Origin of the sequence: Candidatus Gullanella endobia (assembly GCF_900048035.1) — a bacterium.
GTDB classification, from domain to species: domain Bacteria; phylum Pseudomonadota; class Gammaproteobacteria; order Enterobacterales; family Enterobacteriaceae; genus Gullanella; species Gullanella endobia.
In genome coordinates this window covers 445516-471621 of the sequence record NZ_LN999832.1, presented here as the reverse complement: position 1 = coordinate 471621, position 26106 = coordinate 445516, and the positions used below count along the sequence as shown (strand labels likewise).

15 protein-coding genes, 1 tRNA gene and 4 pseudogenes are annotated in these 26106 nt (G+C 31.8%); 19 read left to right on the top strand and 1 reads right to left on the bottom strand.

Annotated features, from left to right (window positions below; all coding sequences use genetic code 11):
• Window positions 1-120 precede the first annotated feature (120 nt).
• The 6 genes from rnr (at window position 121) to rplI (ending at window position 6015) form a co-directional block, all read left to right on the top strand.
• Complete coding sequence (gene rnr / locus FVIR_RS01280) at window positions 121-2367, top strand: ribonuclease R (protein ID WP_067497951.1); 2247 nt, start codon at window positions 121-123, stop codon at window positions 2365-2367.
• Between the two features lie 384 nt (window positions 2368-2751).
• On the top strand, window positions 2752-3489 hold the full coding sequence (gene rlmB, locus FVIR_RS01275; protein ID WP_067497948.1) for a 23S rRNA (guanosine(2251)-2'-O)-methyltransferase RlmB: 738 nt from the start codon (window positions 2752-2754) through the stop codon (window positions 3487-3489).
• 1083 nt (window positions 3490-4572) lie between these two features.
• Window positions 4573-4968, top strand: coding sequence for a 30S ribosomal protein S6 (gene rpsF / locus FVIR_RS01270; protein WP_067497945.1), 396 nt, complete (start codon window positions 4573-4575; stop codon window positions 4966-4968).
• Between the two features lie 6 nt (window positions 4969-4974).
• Window positions 4975-5292, top strand: a complete 318-nt coding sequence (gene priB, locus FVIR_RS01265) for a primosomal replication protein N (RefSeq protein WP_067497942.1) — start codon at window positions 4975-4977, stop codon at window positions 5290-5292.
• Between the two features lie 4 nt (window positions 5293-5296).
• The gene (gene rpsR / locus FVIR_RS01260; protein WP_067497940.1) at window positions 5297-5524 is read left to right on the top strand and encodes a 30S ribosomal protein S18; all 228 of its coding nucleotides are present in this window, start codon (window positions 5297-5299) and stop codon (window positions 5522-5524) included.
• Window positions 5525-5562: 38 nt separating this feature from the next.
• Complete coding sequence (gene rplI, locus FVIR_RS01255) at window positions 5563-6015, top strand: 50S ribosomal protein L9 (protein WP_067497937.1); 453 nt, start codon at window positions 5563-5565, stop codon at window positions 6013-6015.
• A 1709-nt stretch (window positions 6016-7724) separates the two neighbouring features.
• Here the strand turns inward: rplI and ppa are convergent.
• A complete protein-coding gene (ppa, locus tag FVIR_RS01250) occupies window positions 7725-8249 on the bottom strand; it encodes an inorganic diphosphatase (RefSeq protein ID WP_067497933.1) in 525 nt (174 codons plus the stop codon).
• Between the two features lie 815 nt (window positions 8250-9064).
• Between ppa and mpl the strand changes: the two genes are divergently transcribed.
• The 13 genes and pseudogenes from mpl to infB all read left to right on the top strand — a co-directional run.
• Window positions 9065-10435, top strand: a complete 1371-nt coding sequence (gene mpl / locus FVIR_RS01245; RefSeq protein WP_067497930.1) for a UDP-N-acetylmuramate:L-alanyl-gamma-D-glutamyl-meso-diaminopimelate ligase — start codon at window positions 9065-9067, stop codon at window positions 10433-10435.
• Between the two features lie 1354 nt (window positions 10436-11789).
• Window positions 11790-12101, top strand: coding sequence for a 50S ribosomal protein L21 (rplU, locus tag FVIR_RS01240; protein ID WP_067497927.1), 312 nt, complete (start codon window positions 11790-11792; stop codon window positions 12099-12101).
• Window positions 12102-12116: 15 nt separating this feature from the next.
• A complete protein-coding gene (gene rpmA / locus FVIR_RS01235) occupies window positions 12117-12374 on the top strand; it encodes a 50S ribosomal protein L27 (protein WP_067497925.1) in 258 nt (85 codons plus the stop codon).
• A gap of 222 nt (window positions 12375-12596) precedes the next feature.
• Window positions 12597-13665 (top strand): annotated as a pseudogene (gene cgtA / locus FVIR_RS01230) (Obg family GTPase CgtA); the annotation flags it as partial.
• Between the two features lie 1361 nt (window positions 13666-15026).
• Window positions 15027-15503: a transcription elongation factor GreA gene (gene greA, locus FVIR_RS01225; protein WP_067497922.1), complete on the top strand. Its 477-nt coding sequence runs from the start codon at window positions 15027-15029 to the stop codon at window positions 15501-15503.
• Between the two features lie 494 nt (window positions 15504-15997).
• Window positions 15998-16627, top strand: a complete 630-nt coding sequence (rlmE, locus tag FVIR_RS01220) for a 23S rRNA (uridine(2552)-2'-O)-methyltransferase RlmE (RefSeq protein ID WP_067497919.1) — start codon at window positions 15998-16000, stop codon at window positions 16625-16627.
• A 46-nt stretch (window positions 16628-16673) separates the two neighbouring features.
• Window positions 16674-18488: pseudogene (gene ftsH, locus FVIR_RS01215) on the top strand (ATP-dependent zinc metalloprotease FtsH); the annotation flags it as partial.
• A gap of 213 nt (window positions 18489-18701) precedes the next feature.
• Window positions 18702-19547 carry a dihydropteroate synthase gene (gene folP, locus FVIR_RS01210; protein WP_067497915.1) on the top strand — a complete coding sequence of 282 codons (846 nt, stop codon included), beginning with the start codon at window positions 18702-18704 and terminating at the stop codon, window positions 19545-19547.
• A 1231-nt stretch (window positions 19548-20778) separates the two neighbouring features.
• Entirely contained in the window at window positions 20779-21111 is a 333-nt protein-coding gene (gene secG, locus FVIR_RS01205; protein ID WP_067497910.1) for a preprotein translocase subunit SecG, read from the top strand.
• A 69-nt stretch (window positions 21112-21180) separates the two neighbouring features.
• A tRNA-Leu gene (locus FVIR_RS01200) sits at window positions 21181-21264 on the top strand.
• A 630-nt stretch (window positions 21265-21894) separates the two neighbouring features.
• Window positions 21895-23394 (top strand): transcription termination factor NusA, encoded by a 1500-nt coding sequence (gene nusA / locus FVIR_RS01195; RefSeq protein ID WP_067497907.1) that lies wholly within the window; start codon window positions 21895-21897, stop codon window positions 23392-23394.
• A 25-nt stretch (window positions 23395-23419) separates the two neighbouring features.
• Window positions 23420-23707, top strand: a pseudogene (locus tag FVIR_RS02785) (IF-2-associated domain-containing protein); the annotation flags it as partial.
• A gap of 144 nt (window positions 23708-23851) precedes the next feature.
• Window positions 23852-26080: pseudogene (infB, locus tag FVIR_RS01190) on the top strand (translation initiation factor IF-2); the annotation flags it as partial.
• Window positions 26081-26106: the final 26 nt, after the last annotated feature.

The window sequence follows — 26106 nt, the reverse complement described above, 5'->3', positions numbered from 1 at the left end:
TCCATATAGCTTATATATTAACTTGAATTCTAAATAATCGATATTTTTAGACATTAATATAATAGATATGTATTCCGTTAAAAGCACGGAAAATTATTTTATCATTATAGAGGTAGCACGATGCTACAAGATCCATTTTTTAAAAGAGAAAAAGAAAAATATATATTCCCAGTTCCCAGTCGAGAATTTATTCTCGCTCATTTTATCAAGCAAAAAAAACCAGTAAGTCGTGAGAAATTAGCAAAAGAATTAAATATTATAGGTGAATATCAACTAGAAGGTTTTCGTCGTCGCCTATGTGCTATGGAGCGAGACGGACAATTAATTTTTACCAGACACCAGTGCTATACTCTACCAGAGTATTTCAATCTTCTTCGTGGTATTGTTATCGGTCATCGCGACGGTTTTGGTTTTCTTCGCGTAGAAGGAAGCAAAGATGACTATTATTTGTCCATTGAACAGATGAAAATGGTTATTCATGGTGATATAGTGATAGCAAAATCTCAAGGTATTGATAGAAAAGGACGTCGTGAAGCGATTATCATACGAATTATTGTACCGAAAACAAGTCAAATTGTTGGTCGTTTTTTAACCGATTCTAATAATTATTTTGTTGTGCCAGACGATAGCCGTCTTAGTTTTGATATTTTAATTCCATTAAAGGAAACTCAGGATGCTTGTATAGGACACATAGTAGTAGTGGAACTAATAAAACGCCAGACTAGGTATACTAAAGCAATAGGCAAAATTATAGAAGTTATTGGTAATAGTATGAATATTGATATAGCGGTAAATATCGCGCTGAGAACACACGATATTCCCTATATATGGCCAATTGAAGTCAAGAAGCAAATTGCTGATTTTCAAGAATCTGTTCCGGAAGCCGCTAAGCATGGGCGTATAGATTTACGTGAACTACCGCTGGTAACTATTGATGGAGAAGATGCTTTTGATTTTGACGATGCAGTGTATTGCGAGAAAAAATCTAATGGAGGATGGCAATTGTGGGTGGCAATTTCTGATGTGAGTTATTATGTTCGCCCGTATACAGCACTTGATAAAGAAGCTAATCGCCGTGCTACATCGATTTATTTTCCTTTACAGGTAATCCCAATGCTTCCCGAAGTGCTATCAAATGGTCTGTGTTCGCTAAATCCAAAGGTAGATAGATTGTGTATTGTATGCGAGATGACTATTTCTGCTCAAGGATACCTCTCATCTTATAGATTTTATGAAGCAGTGATGAACTCCTATGCACGTCTGACTTATAACAAAGTTTGTCAAATCCTACAGAGACCAAATGAACTGAAAATCCAGTACCCGATGCTCGTAAAACCTATAATACAGCTGAATAAAATGTATCAGGCATTGAAGCAAGCAAGAGTACAACGTGGTGGTATCTTATTTGAAACAGAAGAAGCTAAGTTTATTTTTAATACAGAACACCGTATAGAAAGTATTGAGCCGACAAAACGCAATAATGCTCATAAATTAATCGAAGAGTGTATGATTTTAGCGAATATCGCTGCAGCAAAATTTATTGAAAAATATAAAGAACCAGCGCTTTATCGTGTACATGATAGGCCAAGTAATGACAACATCATATCTTTACGCGCGATACTTGGAAAATTTGGCCTTACTCTTGGCGGCGGTGATAAACCAGAATCAAAAGATTATGCTAATATAATAAATTTAGTTTCAGATCGGATAGATCATGAAATGCTGCAAACTATTCTGTTACGTTCAATGAAGCAAGCTATTTATGATCCGAAAAATCGTGGTCATTTTGGACTTGCCCTTCAATCCTATGCTCATTTTACCTCACCGATTCGCCGTTATTCGGATTTATCACTTCATCGAGCAATTAAATATCTTCTTAACCGAAAAAACGTTAAAACAAACGATTGTTCAACGCCAACCGGTGGTTTTCATGCTAAATCAGAGGAAATATTACAATTAGGCCAGCAATGTTCACTAAGCGAACGTCGAGCCGACGAAGCAATGCGTGACGTATCGGATTGGTTGAAGTGTCATTTTATGAAAGATCGTATTGGTGGAGTATTTTACGGAATTATTACTAGTGTGACTAGTTTTGGTTTTTTTGTACGTCTTTATAAATTTTTTATCGATGGTTTAGTACATATTTCGTCTCTAGAGAATGATTATTATCGTTATGATAACATCGGACAAGTTTTGATAGGTGAATCTGGTAGTAGAATATATCGGCTTGGTGACACTGTGAAGATTCGCGTTGAAGCTGTTCATATGAATGAACGAAAAATTGATTTTTCCTTAATTTTAAAATATCGTAAATCACGAGACATAAGCAAAAAAATACACTCGCAGTATAATACTATACTATTATGATATCACTATAATAGTAAACAGTTTTCTAATTTTGATTTAAAAGTGTATTTAGATCGTTAATATAAAAATAAATCAGCATAATAAGCTCGTCAATAGTAAGGAAAATGCTAATATAGCAATAGAAAAATCGTATTGTAGATATTCTGTATAATTAGTTATAACAATATGATACAAAATATGCCAAGAAGAATTATGTATTTCTATATCTTTTAGATCGAGCTATTAAGGAATAGCTATTAAACAATAAAGAACATAGAGATAAATTTTCATATAGTAAATTTACTACGGCGTTTAGTTATTTATAAAATTAAGTGTTAGCAAGTAATGTTAATAGATATTAATTTAAAACAAGCTAACTTAGTCCATTGACGATAATGTGTGATTATGAGCGAAATTATTTACGGTATTCATGCTGTACAAGCTTTGCTAAAGCATGACCCAAAGCGTTTTTTAGATGTATACCTACTAAAAGGGCGCAATGACCACCGTTTAAGTCCATTAATACAACTCTTAGAGAAAGCAGATATTGTTGTTCACATAGTAAGTCGCCAATGGTTGGATAATAAGGCAGAAGGTGCAGTTCATCAAGGTATTATCGCTCATGTTCAAGTAAGAAAAAAATACCAAGAAAACGAACTTTCAATACTACTAACACAGCAGGCTACACCATTACTGTTAGTACTTGATGGTATCACTGATCCACATAATCTTGGTGCATGTCTGCGTTGTGCTGATGCTGCAGGTGCGCATGCAGTGATTGTGCCTCGCGATCGCTCGGCACCACTTAACGCCATTGCTAAGAAAGTAGCTAGTGGTGCCGCAGAAACTGTACCGCTTATTCGCGTAACTAATCTTTCTCGTAGGTTACTTTTTTTAAAAGAACATAATGTTCGGATAATAGGTACTTCTCATGAAGCGGATCATCATCTTTATCAAAGCAAATTAACTGGATCGTTAGCACTAGTTATGGGTTCAGAAGATAAGGGTATGCGTCGCTTAACACGTAAGTACTGTGATGAGCTGATTAGCATTCCGATGGCTGGTATAGTATCAACACTTAATGTATCAGTTGCTGCTGGAGTATGCTTATTTGAATCTGTTCGACAACGTAGACAGAACTAATCCTGAAACTATCAGCTCATCAACCTATATTAGGAATAGACTGATTATTTTCATTAAAATCTGGTAAAATTACGCTTTATAGTTATTATAATTTAGTTAGAAATAATATTTTTGTATTAATATTTTATTTTTATAGTTTAATTTTTTATCTAATTAAAACTGTTTTTAATATAAATATTTAAACTCATTTTTTCATTTAAAAGCACAACACTATAGTAATAACAAGATATGTAAGAAGCTTAGAATAAGAAGCTATTTATTAAAAAACTTCAGTGTAATAGATTATTGAAATATAGTAATAACCACATCTATAGTAATGTAAATAAAGACTAAATAATACGGTGATAAGATAGAATAATTTATGTGCAATAGTGAATAGGGAATTATATAGTAAGGTGTATTATTGATACCTCGTAGATACCAAATTGGTATATAATACCAATAAGCGCATGATATTTTACTATTATCGATACTATTATTTTATTATAATTATACATATTTAGATATACGTTAAAGTAGGTTTAATTATAAAATATACTGTAAATAATATTACATAGTGCTTATCTTCAAATAATCAAAAAATTTAATTTTTTAAAACATTCCACGAAAAATAATGACCACCATATTGGTGTATATCTACTATCGTTAATTTGAATAAATTGATGGACAGTATGTTAATATCCGTATCCTTTTATAAAGGTATAATCACACTACGTAAATTTGGCTTACTCTGATTAATTGTCATAAATAATCTAGAAATAAGTTTATTAATAAAACTTTATAGTCATACCAGTATTCTACTAGTTATGCTATACGAACTATAGACTATGCAAAGTACTTTTAGTTGTGTTTATCACTATTACCCGCTATGATGTATTCATAGCCTAAATAAATTAAATATTAACTAAATATTATCAACGTTAGTATTTAACGTAAATAACAGGAAAAAACTTATTCTAATTCTTTTGTTAGTCGAAAAAGTATAATCCTGTTTAAATTACATTACTTATTACGTTCCTTGCTTCCGTGGTCACTTATTAATCGCCCTAATCGGAGGCTGAATAATCCGTAAGGAGCAGTTTTATGCATCATTATGAAATTGTTTTTATGATCCATCCTGACCAAAGCGAACAAGTTTCTGGTATGATCGAACGTTATAGCACATTAATTACTAATGCTAAAGGTCAGATTCACCGTTTGGAAGACTGGGGTCGCCGTCAGGTAGCTTATCCAATTAACAAATTACATAAAGCCCATTATGTTCTATTAAATATAGAAGTACCTAAAGAAGTAATTAATGATCTGGAAACTGCTTTCCGCTTTAATGATGCTGTTATCCGAAGTATGATTATGCGCGTTAAGCATGCAGTAACTGAAGCATCTCCAATGATTAAAATAAAAGATGAACACCGTGAAAATCGTGAATATTTTGTCATCGACAATAAGGGAGATTTTAACATTGAGAATTCTGAAGAGTAATTAATAATGACAGCGAATTATCTGATTTTGTCTGGCATCGTATGCAAGACACCCATACGAAAAGTTAGTCCGTCAGGTATTCCACATTGTCAATTTATGCTTGAGCATCGATCTATGCAGCATGAAGCAGGGTTTTTACGCCAAGTATGGTGTCGACTTCCGATAGTAATCAATGGAAAACAAATTATTGAAATTACTCGCAGTATAAAAATCGGTGAACACATTATTGTGCAGGGGTTTATTAATTACCATCAAGGGCGAAATGGCTTTGGTAAAATAGTTCTGCATGTCGAAAAAATTGATTTGTTAAAATCTGGAGACTAACATTATGACACGTTATTTTCGTCGTCGCAAGTTTTGTCGTTTTACTGCAGAAGATGTTGTTGAAATTGACTATAAAGATATCGCTACGCTGAAAAACTATATTACTGAAAGCGGTAAAATTGTCCCGAGTCGTATTACTGGTACTCGCGCCAAATATCAACGTCAGCTTACTCGCGCTATTAAGCGCGCACGTTACCTTTCTCTTCTGCCTTATACTGATCGTCATCAGTAATTTATTGTTATCTATTAAGCATTTAAGAGAATAAGGTAATGCAAATAATTCTACTTGATAAAGTTATTAATCTAGGTAATTTAGGTGAACAAGTTAATGTTAAATCTGGTTACGCTCGTAACTACTTGATTCCAAAAGGAAAAGCCGTAGTAGCTACTAAAAAAAATATAGAACATTTTAAGATATATCGCGCTAAGCTCGAAGCTAAACTAGCGGAAACTCAAGCTGTATCTAAAGCACGTGCTGAGAAAATTAAGAAACTGGGTAGTATCACCATTGTATCTAGAGCAGGCGATGAAGGTAAACTGTTCGGTTCTATTGGTAATCGAGATATCGCCAACGCAATCACTGCTACAGGTATTGCTGTTACTAAAAGCGAAGTTCGTCTGCCTAATGGTGTTTTGCGAACGATCGGTGATCACGAAGTTAACATTCAACTGGATAGTAAAACTTTTGTGAGCTTAAATGTACTCATTTCTCCTAAAGTGTAATTATGAGATCAAGCAATCTTAAAAAGAACTTTATATTTATTATTTTTAAGATAAGGAAAGATTATGCATAAATCTTTGTAAAATGGTGGATATAATACAATATGAAAATATAATTTAATTGAGAAAATGCATAAAAATTCTCATATTAAGAAGTTATATTATTAAGCGAAAATGCAAAAATCTATTTATAGAATATTGTTTTTGACAAAATTTTTCTATTAAAATCCTAACGTATAGATCTGTATATATCAAAAAAAAAATTAACATCAGTGTATATTAATAGATAAGTGTGTTATTTAACTATTTTCGTTTTGTAATACTAAAGTACACATTGCTAACAAATAATAAAAGTATTTTTAGCAACTAGATAAATATCTTGAGTTTTAGTAACTAAGAAAAATTTAACTTTAATAGCAAAAAAGTTAACTATAACATTAAAAATGTTATTAATAGAATTTTGTATGCTAAAATTCAATATTTATTTAATAAAGGCTGGCTTTTAAGCTGTTTAGTAAAAATATTAGTAATAACTATTTCAAAAATTGGATACGTACTACTCATTGCTAAATTTAGCATAATATTGTCGGAAAGATTAGTATTAATTAGTGATCAATAGTATTTTGATATCTTTGTTATGATTGACAGCCATAGAATAGCACTTTTACCAGTACTAATTTGTTAATTTTACTTTTTAAAAGTTTAATTTAATTTAATTGTAAGTAGGTTAATTAAACTGACTAAGTTAAAAAAAGAGAAATGAAAGTTCTATATTTGTTTATAAATGTACAAAGTATCTAGTTATTCACCAATATAACGCAGATTCTAGGTCTAGAAATGCTGTTGGATAAAAACTGCAGCTTTATTTAACGTCAGTTAAAACTTATTTGCTTATATCTACTCCAACATATAGCTTTGTATCTTTAACCTAAAGGGTAGATTAACGAATAACTTAAAGGTATTTCAGAATAAACAATTAGCAATTACTAACACAAAAGATAATGTCCTATTAAAACACTTTTAATATTACAGATAAAAATTTGATTGTAAATAAAAGTTAATTGTTATTTTATAACCTAATTAATCAATATTACCTAAATATTGAAGTTATCCATAATCCAAATAATACTAAAAATGATATTATTTCATAGAATTATGTAATCGAATTAAATGCTCACACAAAGCTAGAAGTTGCTTCTAATCTGGTTAAATTCTAAAAGAAACACTATCTTATTTACTGTATAAATGGGATTTGAATACCTCTTATGTCGTATAAATATAATTCTATTTTTAATAGCATTGTAGATTACAGTAATTAAACTAGTTTTGAATATTAAAGAGCTAATAATGATTTCAAATGAATTTTCAACGAAGATATTCGAATTGATCTTCAGGTAAAATACGGTATAAATATTTTAATACTGTGATGTTAAATCTATATTATCGTACGATGTCTAAATTTTATCTGTAATCTGTTATTTTGAATTTTTTGATTATGAAAAATTATTATTTATGTCAACCTGTAAACGTAAATAGAAAATATCTAATAAATGACAAACACTTATTTACTATGAGATTCTGTTATCAGAACTACGAATTTTAAAATTTTAATCATTACTTAGCGATAGTATTGAGAATAATGCATTCACTATGTATAACATTCAGTGTATACAACGATGAAATCACTCGATTTTTATCAGCGTAATAATTAATTATTTAGCACGAAAAAAGGAGGCAATAATTTCTGATTTAGCTGCTTCTGCATTATCCCATCCGTCTATTTTAACCCATTTCCCATCTTCTAAATCTTTATAATGCTCGAAAAAATGAGTAATTTGTGCACGTAGTAATGGTTGTAGATCCTTGATATCTTTGATATGATCATATTCGTTTGATACTTTATTATGCGGTACCGCTAATAGTTTAGCATCTTCGCCAGATTCATCAATCATTCTTAGCAATCCAATCGGACGGCAACATATTACAGAGCCAGGTTGTAATGGATAAGGTGTTGGCACTAGTACATCTACTGGATCGCCATCTAAGGAAAGCGTACGATTGATATAACCATAATTACAAGGGTAGAACATCGTGGTGGAAATGAAGCGATCAACAAAAAGAGCGCCACTTTCTTTGTCAACTTCATATTTAATAGGATACGAATTAGCTGAAATTTCGATGATTACATAAATACTTTCCGGAAAATCTTTACCTTCTGTTATCTGATTTAGACTCATATTCTTTCCTTAAACTTAAATACTGGTGAAATAATTAGTGTAATTAATTTATTATCACAAAAATATGCACACTAACGTGAAAAAATTACATGGCTAAAATCGCTGTACTAATAGCGATATAGAATATAATAAGGATATATTATAAGATATTCTATGCTGATAAATTATTTTTTGATTTAAATATCATTCGATAATTATATAAAATATTCTATATAATTAATCATTAACGTTATATAAATAAATAAAACAGAACAAATTTATAACGAGTACTGTTAAATTATAAACATATAACCTTTATTGTAGTTTTTCTGTCATATCTAAAAAATAAAAAATTTATTAGAACAATAAAGTATCTAGCGTATCTACTAATGCAACATATTTGTTATTTCTAAGTGCTTTAGTACTACTTTCATTCTTTTATTAAAAATAATTAATTATCTATAAGACTTAAATGTTTAAGTTTTAATCTAAACTAATATTTACTATACAATAGTACTATTTTATTTTATATGACAGTAAATAGTTTAATCAAAAATTTTTATTATGTTCGTTGAAAGTAACGCAGTAAACATTGCTCATAACATATAAAATACTATTACTTTTAAAAAGTATGTTCATTTAAAGTTTTATGATAGATTTATACATCTTTAAAAATAACCAAAAACTACTAATAAAAGTAGTATATCTTTTTCTATAACATATTGATCTATTTTAATTTAGTTTAAATAAAATGCTATTACATCATATAATATAATTTTTATTAATTATCCGAAATACTAAATAGGTAGTGATACGCATCTAAAAATGGAAGAATTATGCGCATTCATATTCTTGGTATCTGCGGTACTTTTATGAGTGGTTTAGCAATTCTATCGCGTTCTTTAGGGGATGAAGTTACCGGTTCAGATTATAATACTTATCCGCCGATGAGCACTCTATTGAAAGAGCAGGGAATTAATTTAATTCAAGGTTACGATCCAGCACAGCTTGATCCAGAACCAGATTTAGTCATTATTGGCAATGCTATGACCCGAGGTAATCCTTGTGTAGAAGCGATACTAGAACGCGGTATCCCTTACATTTCTGGTCCGCAGTGGTTGCATGATTATGTTCTAGAAAAGCGTTGGGTAATAGCAGTCGCCGGCACTCATGGAAAAACAACGACAACTGGTATAGTTACTTGGATTTTAGAAGAATTCGGTTATAAACCTGGTTTTATAATTGGAGGTGTACCTGGTAATTTTACAGTTTCAGCCCGTCTTGGTAATAAACCATTTTTTGTCGTTGAAGCAGATGAATATGATTGTGCTTTTTTTGATAAGAGGTCAAAATTTATTCATTATTGTCCAAGAACTCTCATTTTAAATAATCTAGAATTTGATCATGCTGATATTTTCGATGATCTCAAAGCGATTCAAAAACAATTCCATCATCTAATTCGTATAGTACCGGGAAAAGGAAGAATTATTTTTCCGAATAACGATATCAATCTTAAAAAGACTCTAGAAATGGGTTGCTGGAGCGAAACGGAATGCAGTGCTGAAGGAGGCGTATGGTGGGTAAATAAAATAACATTAGATGCCAGTTGTTTTGAAGTTTTTTTTCACGATGAGCTAATTGGTACAGTTAACTGGAAATTAGTAGGTGAGCATAATATGCATAACGCGCTGATGGCTATAGCTGCAGCTCGCCATATCGGCGTAAATCCGTCGGATGCTTGTTTAGTACTAGATAGATTTATTAATGCTCGTAGGCGCCTTGAATTGAAAGGGACTGTTAATAGTGTAACGATTTATGATGATTTTGCCCATCATCCTACTGCTATCCTGGAGACTCTAGCAGCACTTCGTAGCAAAGTAGGTAACATAGTACGTATTATTGCTGTTCTTGAACTTCGTTCTAATACGATGAAGATGGGCTTATCTAAAAATGAACTAGCGTCATCACTTAGACGAGCAGATGAAGTATTTCTCTATCAATCATACTATAATCAGTCACAGTATATTACCTGGCAAGTACGAGAAGTCGTAGAAGCCTGTATACAGCCAGCACATTGTAGCGCTAATATTGATACGTTAGTAGAAATGATAGTAAACAGTACACAGCCAGGGGATCACATTTTGGTAATGAGCAATGGTGATTTTGATAATATTTGTTCTAAGCTTTTACATCATCTAGAAAAATAGCTTAGTTATGAAGTTTTACAGTAACATTCTAATTTTTATATTAGATTTTTCTATTTAAAAAAAGAAAAATCTTCATTCATAAATAATGAAGAAATAATAAATTCGTGACAAATTAATAATTAATTACTTAGATAGGATAAGCTAAGAGATATAAGAAGATATATAAGCTAAAAGTGGTATTTCATACTATTATAAATCATAATAATATTAAAAGTAAGCATACGTTTAGAGCTATTTCTAGCTATATTTAAGATAAATAGGCAGAAAAATAATAATAATGTTCTTTTGAAAAAGCTTCAGAATATACTTAGTAATAATTTATCGGATAAGATAAGAAATACTTATTTTAAAATTTATCAATTAGAATATCAGTTCTATATGAAAAAAGATTAGAAATCTTGGATAAGATCTATTAACAATTTTTGAAAAAAACACAATTTATTATCCTCCCTTTTATATGTAAATAAGTAACTAATCTACTAAATATTTTGATCATTTTACAAATTATCTAAAAATTAGGTTATAATAATTTCTTTAATACAAAAAGAAAAACATTTATCTAAAAATAGCTATTTAGTACATCTAAGATAAATTAATCTAATTCAGTTAGTTTAAGATAATTTCAATATATTAGTTTAGAGAAATTTCAATATACTCACCTTAATGTTAAGATTAATGAGATTTTTCTTTCATCGAGTACAAAATAGTGCCAACATAATCATTATAGTTTTTTAACATTTCTTCTTGTAAGAAATCGAAACCGGATAAAATAATAAGAAGACTAAAAATATCATTTTCAAATAAATGAATTATCATTAGTAATACTAGTATTATTACTGAATATAATATCAATTATAGCTTTATTACAGCACATGTTAGAGTTATTTATCGTATCATCATAAAACGACATGACTGTATAGATGAATTTAATTAGTGAAATACTGGTAACGTACTGCTTATCTTGATAATATATCATTCTATAATTTTAAGTACTGAGTTATAGGAAGAATATATTTATTATTGTCGCTAATGATATAATCACTTAGATTGTTCTATTATAGAACATTAAAAATTTAGATTTTTAAGAATTGTTGTATTGATCTTAAACCTGTATATAAAAATCAAATAGTAGGCAAAAGCAATATTACTAATTACATTTTAAAATGTAAGAGATAAATAACAATGAAAAACCATAATTTTATCTTAATATGTATATTCTGCATTTATCTTTAGTGAGATTTTTGTATAAAATTCAAGGTTTTTGAATAAAATATAGGATTTATTATTTCATTATAAGTATTTATAGAACGCTTAAGATAATTATAGATTGAGTACATGGAAAGTGGAGTTTATTATGTACGCAGTTTTCCAAAGTGGTGGTAAGCAATACCAAGTAAGCGAAGGACAAATTATTCGCCTTGAAAAGTTAGATACTGCAATAGGTGAAAATATTGAATTTCATCAAATTATGTTGATAATTAATCATAATCAAATTCAGATCGGTTGTCCATTTGTAAATGGTGGTAAGATTATAACAGAAGTCATAGCTCATGGTCGTGACGATAAAGTAATAGTTATTAAATTTCGTCGTCGGAAACATTTCCGTAAACACCAGGGCCACCGTCAATATTTTACTGATGTTAAAATTACCAGTATTAGTGTTTAATAAAAGAGTGAACTTATGGCACATAAAAAAGCTGGTGGCTCTACACGTAACGGTCGAGACTCAAAAAGTAAACGTCTAGGTGTTAAACATTTCGGTGGTGAAATGGTAAATGCTGGTAGTATTATCGTTCGTCAACGTGGAACCTGTTTTCACCCGTTAACTAATGTAGGTTGTGGAAAAGATCATACATTATTCGCTTTGGTGACAGGTAAAATTAAATTTGAAATAAAAGGGCCAAAGAACCGCAAATTTGTTAGTGTTGTTACCAAATAAGTTTTTTGCTTTATTTTTTATAAAATTTCACATTTTAATTAAAAGTTTTATTTATTCATTATCTATTCTTATTATTTATAATTTAGTATATAGCAGTTCAGATAAATATCAAATTGATATTGACGCAGCATTCGCTTTTCTAGACCAGTTATTTTTAGATTAATAGAGGATTATAATACTATTATTAAGCCGTATAAGAAGTGAGTTTTTTGGAGAATTAGTATGACTTTTATTGATGAAGCGACTATTCTAGTAACTGCAGGTGACGGTGGAAATGGTTGTGTCAGTTTTCGTCGGGAGAAATACATTCCAAAAGGTGGACCAGACGGCGGTGATGGCGGTGACGGTGGTGATGTATGGTTATTAGCAGATGAAAACCTTAACACCCTTGTTAATTACCGTTTTAATAAAAATTTTCGTGCTGAACGCGGCCAAAATGGCCGAAGTCAAAATTCGACTGGAAAGCGGGGTAAAGATGTCATCATTAAAGTACCGGTAGGTACTCGTGTATTAGATTCTACCAATAATAAAATTATTGGTGATATGGTTCATCATGCACAGCGCCTAATAGTAGCTAAGGGCGGATTTCATGGATTGGGCAATACACACTTTAAATCATCGATCAATCAAGCTCCACGGAAGAAAACTGATGGTACTAAAGGCGAAGTTCGCGAAATACAACTTCATTTAATGTTATTAGCAGATGTGGGTATGTTTGGACTACCTAATGCTGGTAAATCTACTTTTATCCGAGCAGTATCGGCAGCTAAGCCTAAAGTAGCAGATTATCCATTTACTACACTAGTACCAAGTTTAGGCGTAGTTCATATAAATAATAAAAATAGATTTGTAGTAGCAGATATTCCTGGGTTAATTAAAGGAGCAGCTAATGGGGATGGTTTAGGAATTCGTTTTCTTAAGCATTTAGAGCGCTGTTGGTTATTACTACATCTTATTGATTTGGCTCCTGTAGATAAATCTGATCCATTGGAGAATGCTCGCATCATTATGAGCGAACTAGGATATTACAGTAAAGACTTAGCGGCTAAACCGTGCTGGTTAGTCTTTAATAAATCAGATTTGCTTAACTTTAAAGAAGCAGTTTCGCGTGCAAAATTCATTTCAGAGTCATTAGGTTGGAAAAAGAAATATTTTTTAATTTCTGCTGCTAACCATAATGGTATAAAAGAGTTATGTTGGGATATCATGGCGTTTATTAATGCATATCCTAAAGCAAAGATAACACAAGAAGCAATTCTGAAAAAAAATCGAATTTATATGGAATAACTATCTTAGCTAATTCTAATATGCGAAATCTGAAGATACATTTTAAGATAATTTAGACAGTACCATCTATTAATTAGTATTGAGTAATATTAACTCTATTATTTTTTCATTTTTTCGTAATTAAAGAGCTTTTTATTAAGTGAATGTTTTTTGATATTACTAAATAATGATATGATTTGGTTTTTTCTAAGTACAAGTTGTTGAGATGAAATAATTTTACTTATGGTAGTTATGGATAATTTTATCAGCAAGTAACGTAGTAGTTAGTTTTATTTGTTACTTAACAGTTAAGTGTGTTCTATAATCTTTTTCATTTAAAAATGATAAATATATTATAGAATTTAATGATATCCTCTCCTATTTAGTTAGGTTATTAATAGGTAATAAAACACTACTTAAAGTGCTATTGTTATGTAACTATTTACAAGGTAAAAACGAATCACAGAAAGAATTTCAACTATAGATAGAAATATTTTCTATTTTATAAAAAACTTAATCACTTATATGATAAGTGTCCTACCTAGTTAAAATTTTCATTAAATTTTATTGATAAAACTACGACTAGAAAATCGAATATTTTTCAAATTCGACATAATAGATAATAAAATTATAATGACATATACATAATAGAATGGTTATAGCATTTTAAAATGCTTTAAAGTATATATTTAAAATAGGATTGCACTAGAATTTTCTAAAGGAGTAGGGTTATATAACCAGATGATAATAAATAGTTTAATTCTTAATATTATGTCCAACTCGTAAAATTATTCGTATGTTGTTTTGTAAAGAAAACATGCGAATAATTAGGCTTGGTATACTTCATAAGCATTTAAATATAAATATAGAGTTTCTACCAGATCATTTAGTTAGATTAACCTTTAAAAACTCTTTATGATAGCAAGAATAGTAGTTTCAAATATAATAGTAAAACAACAATTTACTTAAAACAGCAATAATATTGCAATAGCTTGAAATCTATTATATTTATAAATAATACTTTATTTGCTAATTGCAATTAGCAATGGTAATTTACAAGGATAAATTATCTGCTTTTATATAAGTATTAATTAATATTAATTCTATAATAATGCATAAAAACTTATAATTTAAAAAAACAGAAAGCAATACACTTATCATTTTACGATAAAAGTATAGATAAAAATAAACAATGATTTACATTTAACTCTACGGTAAAACATATATCAAAAATATAAAACTAATGTTAGCCTAAAAAATTCTGTAGTTTCTTTTTTTTGTTTTTCGGTTAGTAAATGGCACATGCCAAATGTAAATTACGTCAGTACCTATATAATTCAAGAATATAATTATCTTAGCAGAAAGAGTTTATCTAGAGGTATAATTATGAATTTAATTCCGATGACCCTGCGCGGTGCTGAAAAACTGCAGGAAGAGTTAGAGTATCTTAAAAATATCCGCCGGCCAGAAATTATTCGTTCTCTTACTGAGGCTAGAGAACATGGCGATTTAAAAGAAAATGCTGAATATCATGCTGCCAGAGAACAACAGGGTTTCTGTGAAAGTCGTATTCAGAAAATTGAAGCTAAACTATCTAATGCACAAGTAATTGATGTAACTAAACTACCTCCAAGTAATCGTGTTATTTTTGGCTCGATGGTTAGCATAGAAAACCTAGATAGCAAAGAAAAACAAACATACCGCATCGTTGGTGATGATGAAGCTGATTTTAAGCAAAACTTAATTTCTATTAATTCTCCAATTGCTAGGGGTTTAGTCAGTAAAGAAGAAGGAGATATTGTAGTTATCAAAACTCCAGGTGGAGAGGTTGAATATGAAATTCTTAAGGTTGAATATTTGTAAACTTCCAGACTATGCTATAGTGGATGATCGATTTTTTATTTCATTAATCTATTATTAGCTTTCGAATTTTTTAGAAAACAGAACATTTCTGATAAATAATGTTATCAAATAAATATCATTTTAATTTGCAAATAGTTATTATAGTGCTTAGAAAGCATTATTAGCAATCTAAACCTATTTGTGTATTATTATAAATAAAATAAATAAGCAAAAATCAGAGTTTTTCTAACCTTCTTCTGCGAAGTTTTTTCAACTTAATAAGTTTATATTATTCCAGTACTTATTCAATTTGGTTTAGTGCAATTTCAGTTAATTTATTTTTAATTAGCATAATAATGCGCTTCAGAGAATTTTTGTTTTTTTAATTATATTGGGATTGAAAATAGCATATTTTACCGCCATTTCATGCATATCCCTAATCAGGGTATAGATTTATATACGGTTGGTTAGTTCTTTTTCACTGCTAAATCTTTTTAAGGTAGTTAATAGATAAGATGGTGATCAAAAAACATGCTATAAGTTCTAATCGTTGGCTTCAAAAGCACTTTAGCGATAAATATGTTAAACAAGCGCAAAAAAGAGGATTGCGTTCCCGTGCTTGGTTTAAGCTTGATGAAATACAGAAAATCGACAAGTTATTCTGGCCTGGGATAACTGTAATAGATCTAGGCGCAGCACCAGGAGGTTGGTCTCAATACGTTTCTACGCAAGTGAATGGCAACGGTCGTATTATAGCTTGTGATATCTTGCCAATGAATCCAATAACAGGTGTTGAGTTTTTGCAAGGAGATTTTCGTGAGCCTTTTTTGTTACAGGCTCTGCTTAAATGCCTAGGCAAACATAAGGTACAGGTAGTCTTATCCGATATGGCACCTAACATGAGTGGTACTCCAGCGGTTGATATTCCTAAAGCTATGCATCTTGTTGAGCTAGCATTAGATATGTGCCGGAATGTTCTAGTTTTTGGCGGTAGTTTTCTGGTTAAGGTTTTTCATGGAGAAGGTTTTGATGAATACCTTCGGAAAATTCACTCTCTATTTACGAAAGTAAAAATCCGTAAACCAGATGCTTCCCGGGCACATTCCCGCGAAGTGTACATTGTGGCGATAGGGTACAAATTGTAGTACCCAACGCTAATTGTTAACACAGCTGTAACATGAGGTTAATCCCTTGAGTGATATGGCGAAGAACCTAATTCTTTGGATAGTAATCGCAGTCGTACTGATGTCAGTATTCCAAAGCTTTGGGCCCAGCGCATCGAATAGACATAAGGTGGATTATTCTACCTTTATGTCTGAATTAAATCATAATCAGGTTAGAGAAGTGCGTATTAACGGTCGTGAAATCACTGTCATAAAAAAAGACAGCAACCGCTATACCACTTATATTCCGATTAATGATCCCAAGTTACTCGATATCCTTTTAACTAAAGACATCAAAGTTATTGGCGAACCTCCGGAAGAACCCAGCCTGATAGCATCTATTTTTATCTCTTGGTTTCCAATGTTGTTACTAATTGGAGTTTGGGTTTTCTTTATGCGCCAAATGCATGGTGGTGGTGGAAAAGGTGCTATGTCATTTGGCAAGAGTAAGGCAAGGATGTTAACAGAAGATCAAATTAATACAACATTTGCAGATGTTGCTGGTTGTGATGAAGCTAAGGAAGAAGTTAGCGAGTTAGTTGATTATCTACGAGATCCAAGTCGTTTCCAAAAGTTAGGTGGTAAGATTCCAAAAGGTGTTTTAATGATAGGACCACCCGGAACTGGTAAAACGTTATTAGCTAAAGCTATTGCAGGAGAAGCCAAAGTTCCGTTTTTTACCATTTCCGGTTCAGATTTCGTGGAGATGTTCGTTGGTGTCGGTGCTTCCCGTGTGCGCGATATGTTTGAACAAGCAAAAAAAGTAACATCTTGTATCATTTTTATCGATGAAATTGATGCTGTTGGACGGCAGCGCGGTACAGGTTTTGGTGGAGGTCATGACGAACGCGAACAGACCTTAAATCAGATGCTAGTAGAAATGGATGGTTTTGAAGGTAACGAAGGCGTTATCGTTATTGCAGCAACCAATAGACCTGATGTGCTAGATCCAGCGCTGCTGCGCCCAGGTCGTTTTGATCGTCAAATAGTAGTTGGATTGCCAGATGTACGCGGACGAGAACAGATTCTAAAAGTGCATATGCGTCGTGTGCCACTAACACCAGATATGGATGCATCGATGATTGCGCGTGGTACACCTGGTTTTTCAGGAGCCGATTTAGCAAATTTAGTGAATGAAGCAGCACTCTTTGCTGCCCGTAACAGCAAGTGTGTTGTATCTATGGCAGAATTTGAAAAAGCTAAAGACAAAATTATGATTGGTGCAGAACGTCGTTCGATGGTAATGACAGAAGCGCAAAAAGAATCTACTTCCTATCACGAAGCTGGACATGCAATCATAGGTCGACTAGTACCAGAGCATGATCCAGTACATAAAGTAACGATTATCCCACGTGGCCGTGCCCTTGGAGTAACTTTTTTCCTTCCAGAGGAAGATTCTATTAGTACTAGTCGTCAAAAGCTTGAAAGTCAAATCTCCACTTTGTACGGTGGTCGTCTCGCAGAAGAAATTATTTACGGTCCAGCAAAAGTTTCAACTGGGGCATCTAACGATATTAAAATTGCAACTTCAATCGCTCGCAATATGATAACCCAATGGGGATTTTCTGAAAAGCTCGGTCCTCTTCTATACTCAGAAGAAGAAAGTGAAGTATTTCTCGGTCGTTCAGTAGCTAAAGCAAAGCATATGTCTGATGAAACAGCGCGAATTATTGATCAAGAGGTAAAAGTTCTTATTGAACGTAATTATCTCCGTGCTCGAGCTTTGCTGATTGAAAACATGGATATATTACATGCTATGAAAGATGCATTGATGAAATATGAAACTATTAATGCATTACAAATCGATGATTTAATGGATAGAAAAAAAATTCGTCCTCCTGCGGACTAATATAACTTTATCTTTAATAAAGATGTATATTGCACATATTAAATCCCAATCATATTATTCTAATAATATGATAAATATGATATTATTAGAATAATTTCTATCTCGTTAGTTCAAAAGCTAGCGCAATAATATGTTCAAAATATTAAGTAAGTTATTAATAATATACATAGTATATTAAATTACTGTTATATATAGGAAATTGCTGTTATGAAACTTATTTCGCGAGGACGCATACTCAACTTAACTGTCCCAAACGTTATGGGGATTCTCAACGTAACTCCAGATTCATTCTATGATGGTGGAAAATTCCAGAATCTAAGTAATGCTATTGATCATGTCGCAGCAATGTTAGAAGCAGGTGCAACTATTATTGATATTGGCGGCGAATCTACTCGTCCGGGAGCACAAAGAGTTAGCGATGAAGAAGAAGCAGCTCGGGTGGTACCAGTAGTGGTAGCAGTAGCAGAACGTTTTGATACTTTTATTTCAGTAGATACTTCTAAAGCTTTAGTCATTCGTGAAATAGCAGCGGCTGGAGCGCATTTAATCAATGATATTCGCTCGCTTAGTGAGCCTGGAGCTCTTTCTGCGGCAGCGGGTAGTAAACTACCAGTTTGTTTGATGCACATGCAGGGAAAGCCAAGTACTATGCAGAAAGCACCGTATTACAAAAACGTCCTAATAGATGTAATGACTTTTCTAGAACAACAAATTGCACGATGCGAAGCAGCTGGAATAACTAAAGATAGATTATTATTCGATCCTGGTTTTGGTTTCGGCAAGACCTTATCACATAATTACAAACTCTTAGCACAGTTAGGTAAACTGCATGATCTTGGACTGCCAATGTTAGTAGGAATGTCACGTAAATTAATGATAGGCGAACTGCTGGATCTCCCTTCTGAAAAACGAATTTCAGGTAGCCTCGCTTGCGCGATTATAGCTGCACTTCAAGGAGCACATATTATCCGAGTCCATGATGTTAAAAAAACTTCAGAAGCAATGCGTGTAGTAGAAGCTACCCTTAAAGCAAAAGAAACCTATTTTCAATAAATAGATATTAAGATATCTAGTAATAAACTTTTCATAATATATTTATTTTATATTTTATATTTATTTTCTGCTAGAATACCGATAAAAATTTCTCGTATATTATAGTCTATATAAAATATTTATTATTAAAGATATTCATATTATCTATAGATATTCTGGAAATAACATTGAAAATAGGGTTGGCAATAATTAGGTTTTCTATTTTATTTATTAATCTTTATCTATTTAATCTATACATTTATACTAAGGTTATAAATGTGATCTTTGTCTACTATAATTTGTTTGTAGTAACTGTATTAGTTCTTTTAAGAAAGACATAAAGATCTATCTGATAAAATCAAAAGTATTAAGGTTAACAGTTAGCTGAATTACTTATTTATTTTTAATCATTTACTATATTATAATTTTTATAATAAGATCTTGATCTTACTAACTAATTTAACTTTTAATATATAAACATTGTTGTAGATTATATAAATAGTCTCATCTAACTAAATATAGCATACTATATGGATTTAATACGATAATGATTACAATTAACTATTAACCGGATAATATAAATATTAATTAGAATATTTGTCTTTTCCAATCTTTTCCTATTATAAAGCTGAAAATTAGTATAAGAGAAGTTAGTAATAACGAGATATTATCTGTTTTAATACTTAAAAAAAATTGCTATACAATAAGTTATCTGACAATATAATGAGTAAGTTTATAAGGGAAAATATAAATATTAAAATAGTAATAAAGTTGTTGTGATTATATTTTATGCATTTTATATTATTCACTGCTATATATTGCTATATACAGAAAAATAAAATATAAAGAAAAAGTTAGCACATTAGTATGAAAAATTTAATGGTATGTAATCATAGTTAAACCAAAAGTATTGTATAAATATATAATCTTTATGGTAGAGTATACTTTCTATTGAAGATCCTAGTCAATGTATACTTCATTTTTAATATATGCTTCGTTAATTCACACTATTTATTGTTATCATTAGTAATAAATTTGTTGTTATATCAGATAACGCTGTAAATTAATAATAATTTCTAGGTCGCTAGTGGTTTTATTTTTTTAAAACGATCAGTTAATTATAAATAATTTTTTAAAAAAAATGTAATTTGGTTAATAGTTTTTAACTAATTTCAGCTACAAAAGTAGATTGTATATTATACTATCTATAATATAAACACGCTTTAATTACAACAGAAGACACTAAAAGATCATGTATAAAACTCTATTAATTATGTTCCTATTAGTAGGAATTAGTTTAGTTGCGTTGATTATACTACAACAAAATAAGGGTACTGGCATGGGATCTTTATTTAGCATAAACTCCCCTAGCACTTTTTTCGGTTCAAGTGGTTCTGGTAATTTTATAGTTCGTATGACAGTTGTATTAGCAACACTGTTTTTTGTTTTCAGCTTAATACTTAATAATCTAAGCACTAAACATGTTCAAAAAGATAATCAATGGGATAATCTAAATCAAGTTTATAAGGTAGATGATAAAGAAAAAACTGAAGTTATTGAAAGAATCAGTAATGATATTCCATAATGAATATCACCTATCAGTATAACATTAATAGTATGTAGAAATAAAAATATAAGATTCTATAGAATAAGTGCCGAGGTGGTGGAATCGGTAGACACGCTACCTTGAGGTGGTAGTGCCCAGTTGGGCTTACGGGTTCAAGTCCCGTCCTCGGTATGAATCCAGGAGATAATATATTTTTAGGTTATTAGCATAGTATATGGTAGGTATTTTCAAAAATAAAGATAAAGCAGTATAATCAATTATTTAGCTTATAAAATAAAGGTTATTATTCAAATATTCAAATATAAATTTCGAAAACTATGTTTATTTTAAATCTTATTTCAGATAAATTGTATTTAAGTATAAAATTTACCAATTAAAATATTTAAAAAATAATTCTATTAAAATATTTTTAAATAACTTAAATTTATAAATTTAAGTTATTTAACATTACAGTCTTTCGAATTTTTTTTTATTTTATTATAGTAGTGGGCTAATTAGCCCTTTTTTTATGTCTTGTTGGTGTATATCTTTATCCACGTCAAGATAAAAATAATAAATATAATCTCTATTTTGTATCAATAGGTTGCATTATTGAATGATTATTTAAATCTAATTTACTAGATCAGAAAAATATTAAATATCAAAGACCATATCTTCATAGCTTTTAGTTTTTTATTATTGAGATTAGAGTTTATCTATGAAATATCACTGGTAACTGTAAATAAAAAATAAAGTATCTTTTATAAGATACTAAAAAGTGAACCTGGTATCCATTTTTAACGTTTTACTGAGGCAACTAGCATGAATAAGGAAATTCTGGCTGTTGTTGAAGCAGTGTCTAATGAAAAATCTGTCCCCCGAGAAAAGATTTTTGAGGCGCTAGAAATGGCATTGGCTACAGCAACAAAAAAAAAATATGAACAAGAAATTGAAGTTCGCGTTAATATTAATCGTAAGTCAGGAGACTTCGATACTTTTCGTCGTTGGCTCATTGTAAATGAAGTAACTCAACCTACTCAAGAAATTACAATAGAAGCAGCGAAGTTTGACGATCCTAAAGCGAAACTTGGCTTCTATATCGAAGATAAAATTGAATCTGTAGTATTCGACCGTATTACTACTCAAATTGCTAAACAAGTTATTGTTCAGAAAGTACGTGAAGCTGAGCGAGCAATGATGGTCGATCAGTTTCGTAGTCATGAAGGTGAGATTGTCACTGGAGTAGTAAAAAAAGCAAACCGAGATAGTATTATTCTCGATTTAGGTAGCAATACTGAAGCGATTATTGAGCGTGAAGATATGTTACCAAGAGAAAATTTTCGTCCCGGTGATCGGGTCCGTGGTGTATTGTATTTAATTCGTCCGGAAGCGCGTGGTATACAACTTTTTGTTAGCCGATCACGGCCGGAGATGTTAATCGAATTATTCCGTATTGAAGTACCAGAAATTGGTGAAGAAATTATTGAAATTAAAGCTGCTGCCCGTGATCCAGGCTCACGGGCCAAAATTGCTGTAAAAACAAACGACAAGCGTATAGATCCAGTAGGTGCCTGCGTGGGTATGCGTGGTGCTCGTGTTCAAGCAGTTTCGAGTGAATTAGGTGGTGAACGTATTGATATTGTATTGTGGGATGATAATCCGGCCCAGTTTGTAATCAATGCTATGGCACCTGCTGATGTCGCCTCTATTGTAGCAGACGAGGACAAAAAAACTATGGATATTGCAGTAAAATCGAATAATCTTTCTCAAGCTATTGGTCGATACGGACAAAATGTTCGCTTAGCTTCCCAACTTAGCGGATGGGAATTAAATGTAATGACAGTAGAAGATCTTCAAGAAAAATATCAAGCTGAAGCTCATGTATCGATCGATATATTTATCCGTAATTTGGATATTGATAAAGAGCTTGCAACACTGCTAGTAGAGGAAGGTTTTTCATCTCTTGAAGAGTTAGCTTACGTACCAATAAATGAGCTAATGGAAATTAAGAATCTCAACAAGAAAACAGTAGAAATGTTAAGAGAAAAAGCAAAGAACGCATTAATAGCAATTTCGTTAACAAAAGAAAAAAATTGCAGCGGAATCGCACTAGTTGAAGATCTGATTGATCTTGTTAAACTTGAGAAAGACATAGCGTGTAAATTAGCAGATAAACTAGTGGTGCGTGGTATTTATACGCTTGAAAATCTTGCCGAACAGGGCATCGACGAATTGTCAGATATTGAAGAATTAAGTAGTATAAAGGCTGGCGAACTTATTATGGCTGCACGAAATATTTGTTGGTTTAGTGACAACAAATAATAAACTGTAGCAAGAAAGGAATAGTATGAAAAATGTAACAGTAAAATCGCTTGCTGCTGAAGTACAAACTCCGGTTGATCATTTAGTAAAGCAATTTGCTGATATTGGAATTAATAAAACCGCAGTAGAGTTTGTTACTCAACAGGAAAAAGAAATCTTATTAGCGCATCTAAACCGCGATTGTGGCACAGTACTCAATAAGTTAACTTTTCAGAGAAAAACACATAGCACTTTAAATATTCTCAGCTCTGACGGTAAAAGTAAATCAGTAAAGATCGAAGTACGAAAAAAACGCACATATATAAAACGTGATTTACAGACAGAACAAGAGAAGTCTAAAGAAAAAAAATTAGTTCAGCAAAACTTCCAACAACACAATACCGAAGAAAAATATGTGGTAAAAGAGCAGACAAAACGTAAGATAGTTAAACAGGTAAAATGTATAGAAACAGAAAATGATAAATTTACTAATCAGTACACTAATACCATAAATAAATTATCACAAATAGTCGAAAAGGCTCGTCGTGAAGCAGAATTTGAAGAAATAAGACGAAAAGCAGAAGAAGAGACATGTCGTAAAATTGAAGAAAAGGCTCGCCAGATTGAGGAAGAAGCACGTCGTATAGCCGAAGAATCTAGTAGTAACTGGGATGATGTATCTGAGCTAACCGAAGAAGATGCTATCGATTATCATGTTACTACTTCCCATCATGCCCGAGAGGCTGAGGATGAAAACGATCGTAAAGTAGAAGTTGATCGCCGCAATCGTACTCGTATCGGTAAAGTAATTAAACAGAAAAAAGCTAGCCGTCTGTCTGAATTAAAAGCCGATCGTGAAGAAGCACGTGTTGTTGGTCGTAGCAGCAAAAGCAAACGTAAATCAAGTACACTCACACAAGGATTTAATAAACCTGATCAGGTAGTAAATCGTGATGTTATTGTTGGTGAAACCATCACTGTAGTAGAATTAGCTAACAAGATGGCAGTAAAATGTTCTCAAGTTATTAAAGCTATAATGAAGTTGGGCGCTATAGCGACTATCAATCAGGTTATTGATCAGGAAACCGCTCAATTAGTAGCAGAAGAAATGGGTCATAAAGTAATTCTACGACGTGAAAATGAGTTAGAAGAGTCAGTGATGTCTGATCGCGATACTGGTAGTTATAAAACTGCAGAATCCCGTGCACCAGTGGTTACTATAATGGGTCACGTCGATCATGGCAAAACTTCATTGCTTGATTACATTCGATCAACTAAAGTAGCAGCAGGTGAAGCAGGTGGTATTACACAGCATATCGGCGCTTATCATGTAAAAACTGATAATGGTATGATCACTTTCTTAGATACTCCTGGACATGCGGCCTTTACTGCAATGCGTGCCCGAGGTGCTCAAATAACAGATATTGTAGTACTTGTAGTAGCCGCTGACGATGGTGTTATGCCGCAAACTATCGAAGCTATTCAACATGCTAAAGCGGCTAAAGTACCAATAGTAGTCTCGATTAATAAGATTGATAAACCAGAAGCAGATCCAGATCGAGTTAAACATGAATTAACCCAACATGGCATTATTCCGGAAGAATGGGGTGGTGAAACTCAATTCGTATATGTTTCTAGTAAAACGGGCGAAGGTATCAATGAACTGTTAGATGCTATATTGCTACAAGCAGAAGTGTTGGAATTAAAAGAGATTCGTAACGGTATGGCTAGTGGCGTAGTTATCGAATCCTTTTTAGATAAAACCCGTGGTCCTATTGCTACTGTACTAGTACGCAAAGGTACTTTGAATTGTAGCGATGTTGTATTATGCGGTTTCGAGTACGGACGCGTTCGAGCTATGCGTGACGAGATAGGTTGTGATATCTCCTTTGCTGGTCCATCAATCCCAGTTGAAATCCTTGGTCTATCTGGAGTTCCAGCTACTGGTGATGAAGTAACGGTTGTACGAGACGAAAAGAAAGCGCGTGAAGTAGCGTTGTATCGTCAAGGTAAATTTCGTGAAATTAAACTAGCACGTCAACAAAAATCTAAACTTGAAAATATATTTACAAATATGACTGAAGGAGAAGTGTCCGAACTAAACATTGTACTAAAATCTGATGTACAGGGCTCTAATGAAGCGATCAGCAACGCACTAAAAATATTATCCACTAATGAAGTAAAAGTAAAAATTATCGGTTCCGGTGTAGGTTGCATTACTGAAACCGATGCGACTTTGGCAGCAGCATCTAATGCTATTCTGATAGGTTTTAATGTACGTATTGATACTTCTGCTCGCAAAATTATTGAATCGGAAAATCTAGATCTGCGCTATTACTCGGTTATTTATGATCTAATTAATGAAGTCAAACAGGCAATGAGTGGTATGTTAACTCCGGAATATAAACAAAAAATTATTGGTTTAGCAGAAGTACGAGATGTATTCCGTTTACCGAAATCGAATTCTATTGCAGGTTGTATGGTGATAGAAGGTGTGGTAAAACGCCATAATAAGATCCGTGTCTTACGTAAAAACATAGTGATCCATGAAGGTGAATTAGAATCTCTTCGCCGTTTTAAAGATGATGTCAACGAAGTGAGTAACGGTATGGAATGCGGTATCGGAATTAAGAATTATGATGATGTTTGTTCAGGCGACGTAATCGAAGTATTTGAGATCATCGAGATTCAACGCACTATTACATAATAATACTTTATCAAAATATATATCGA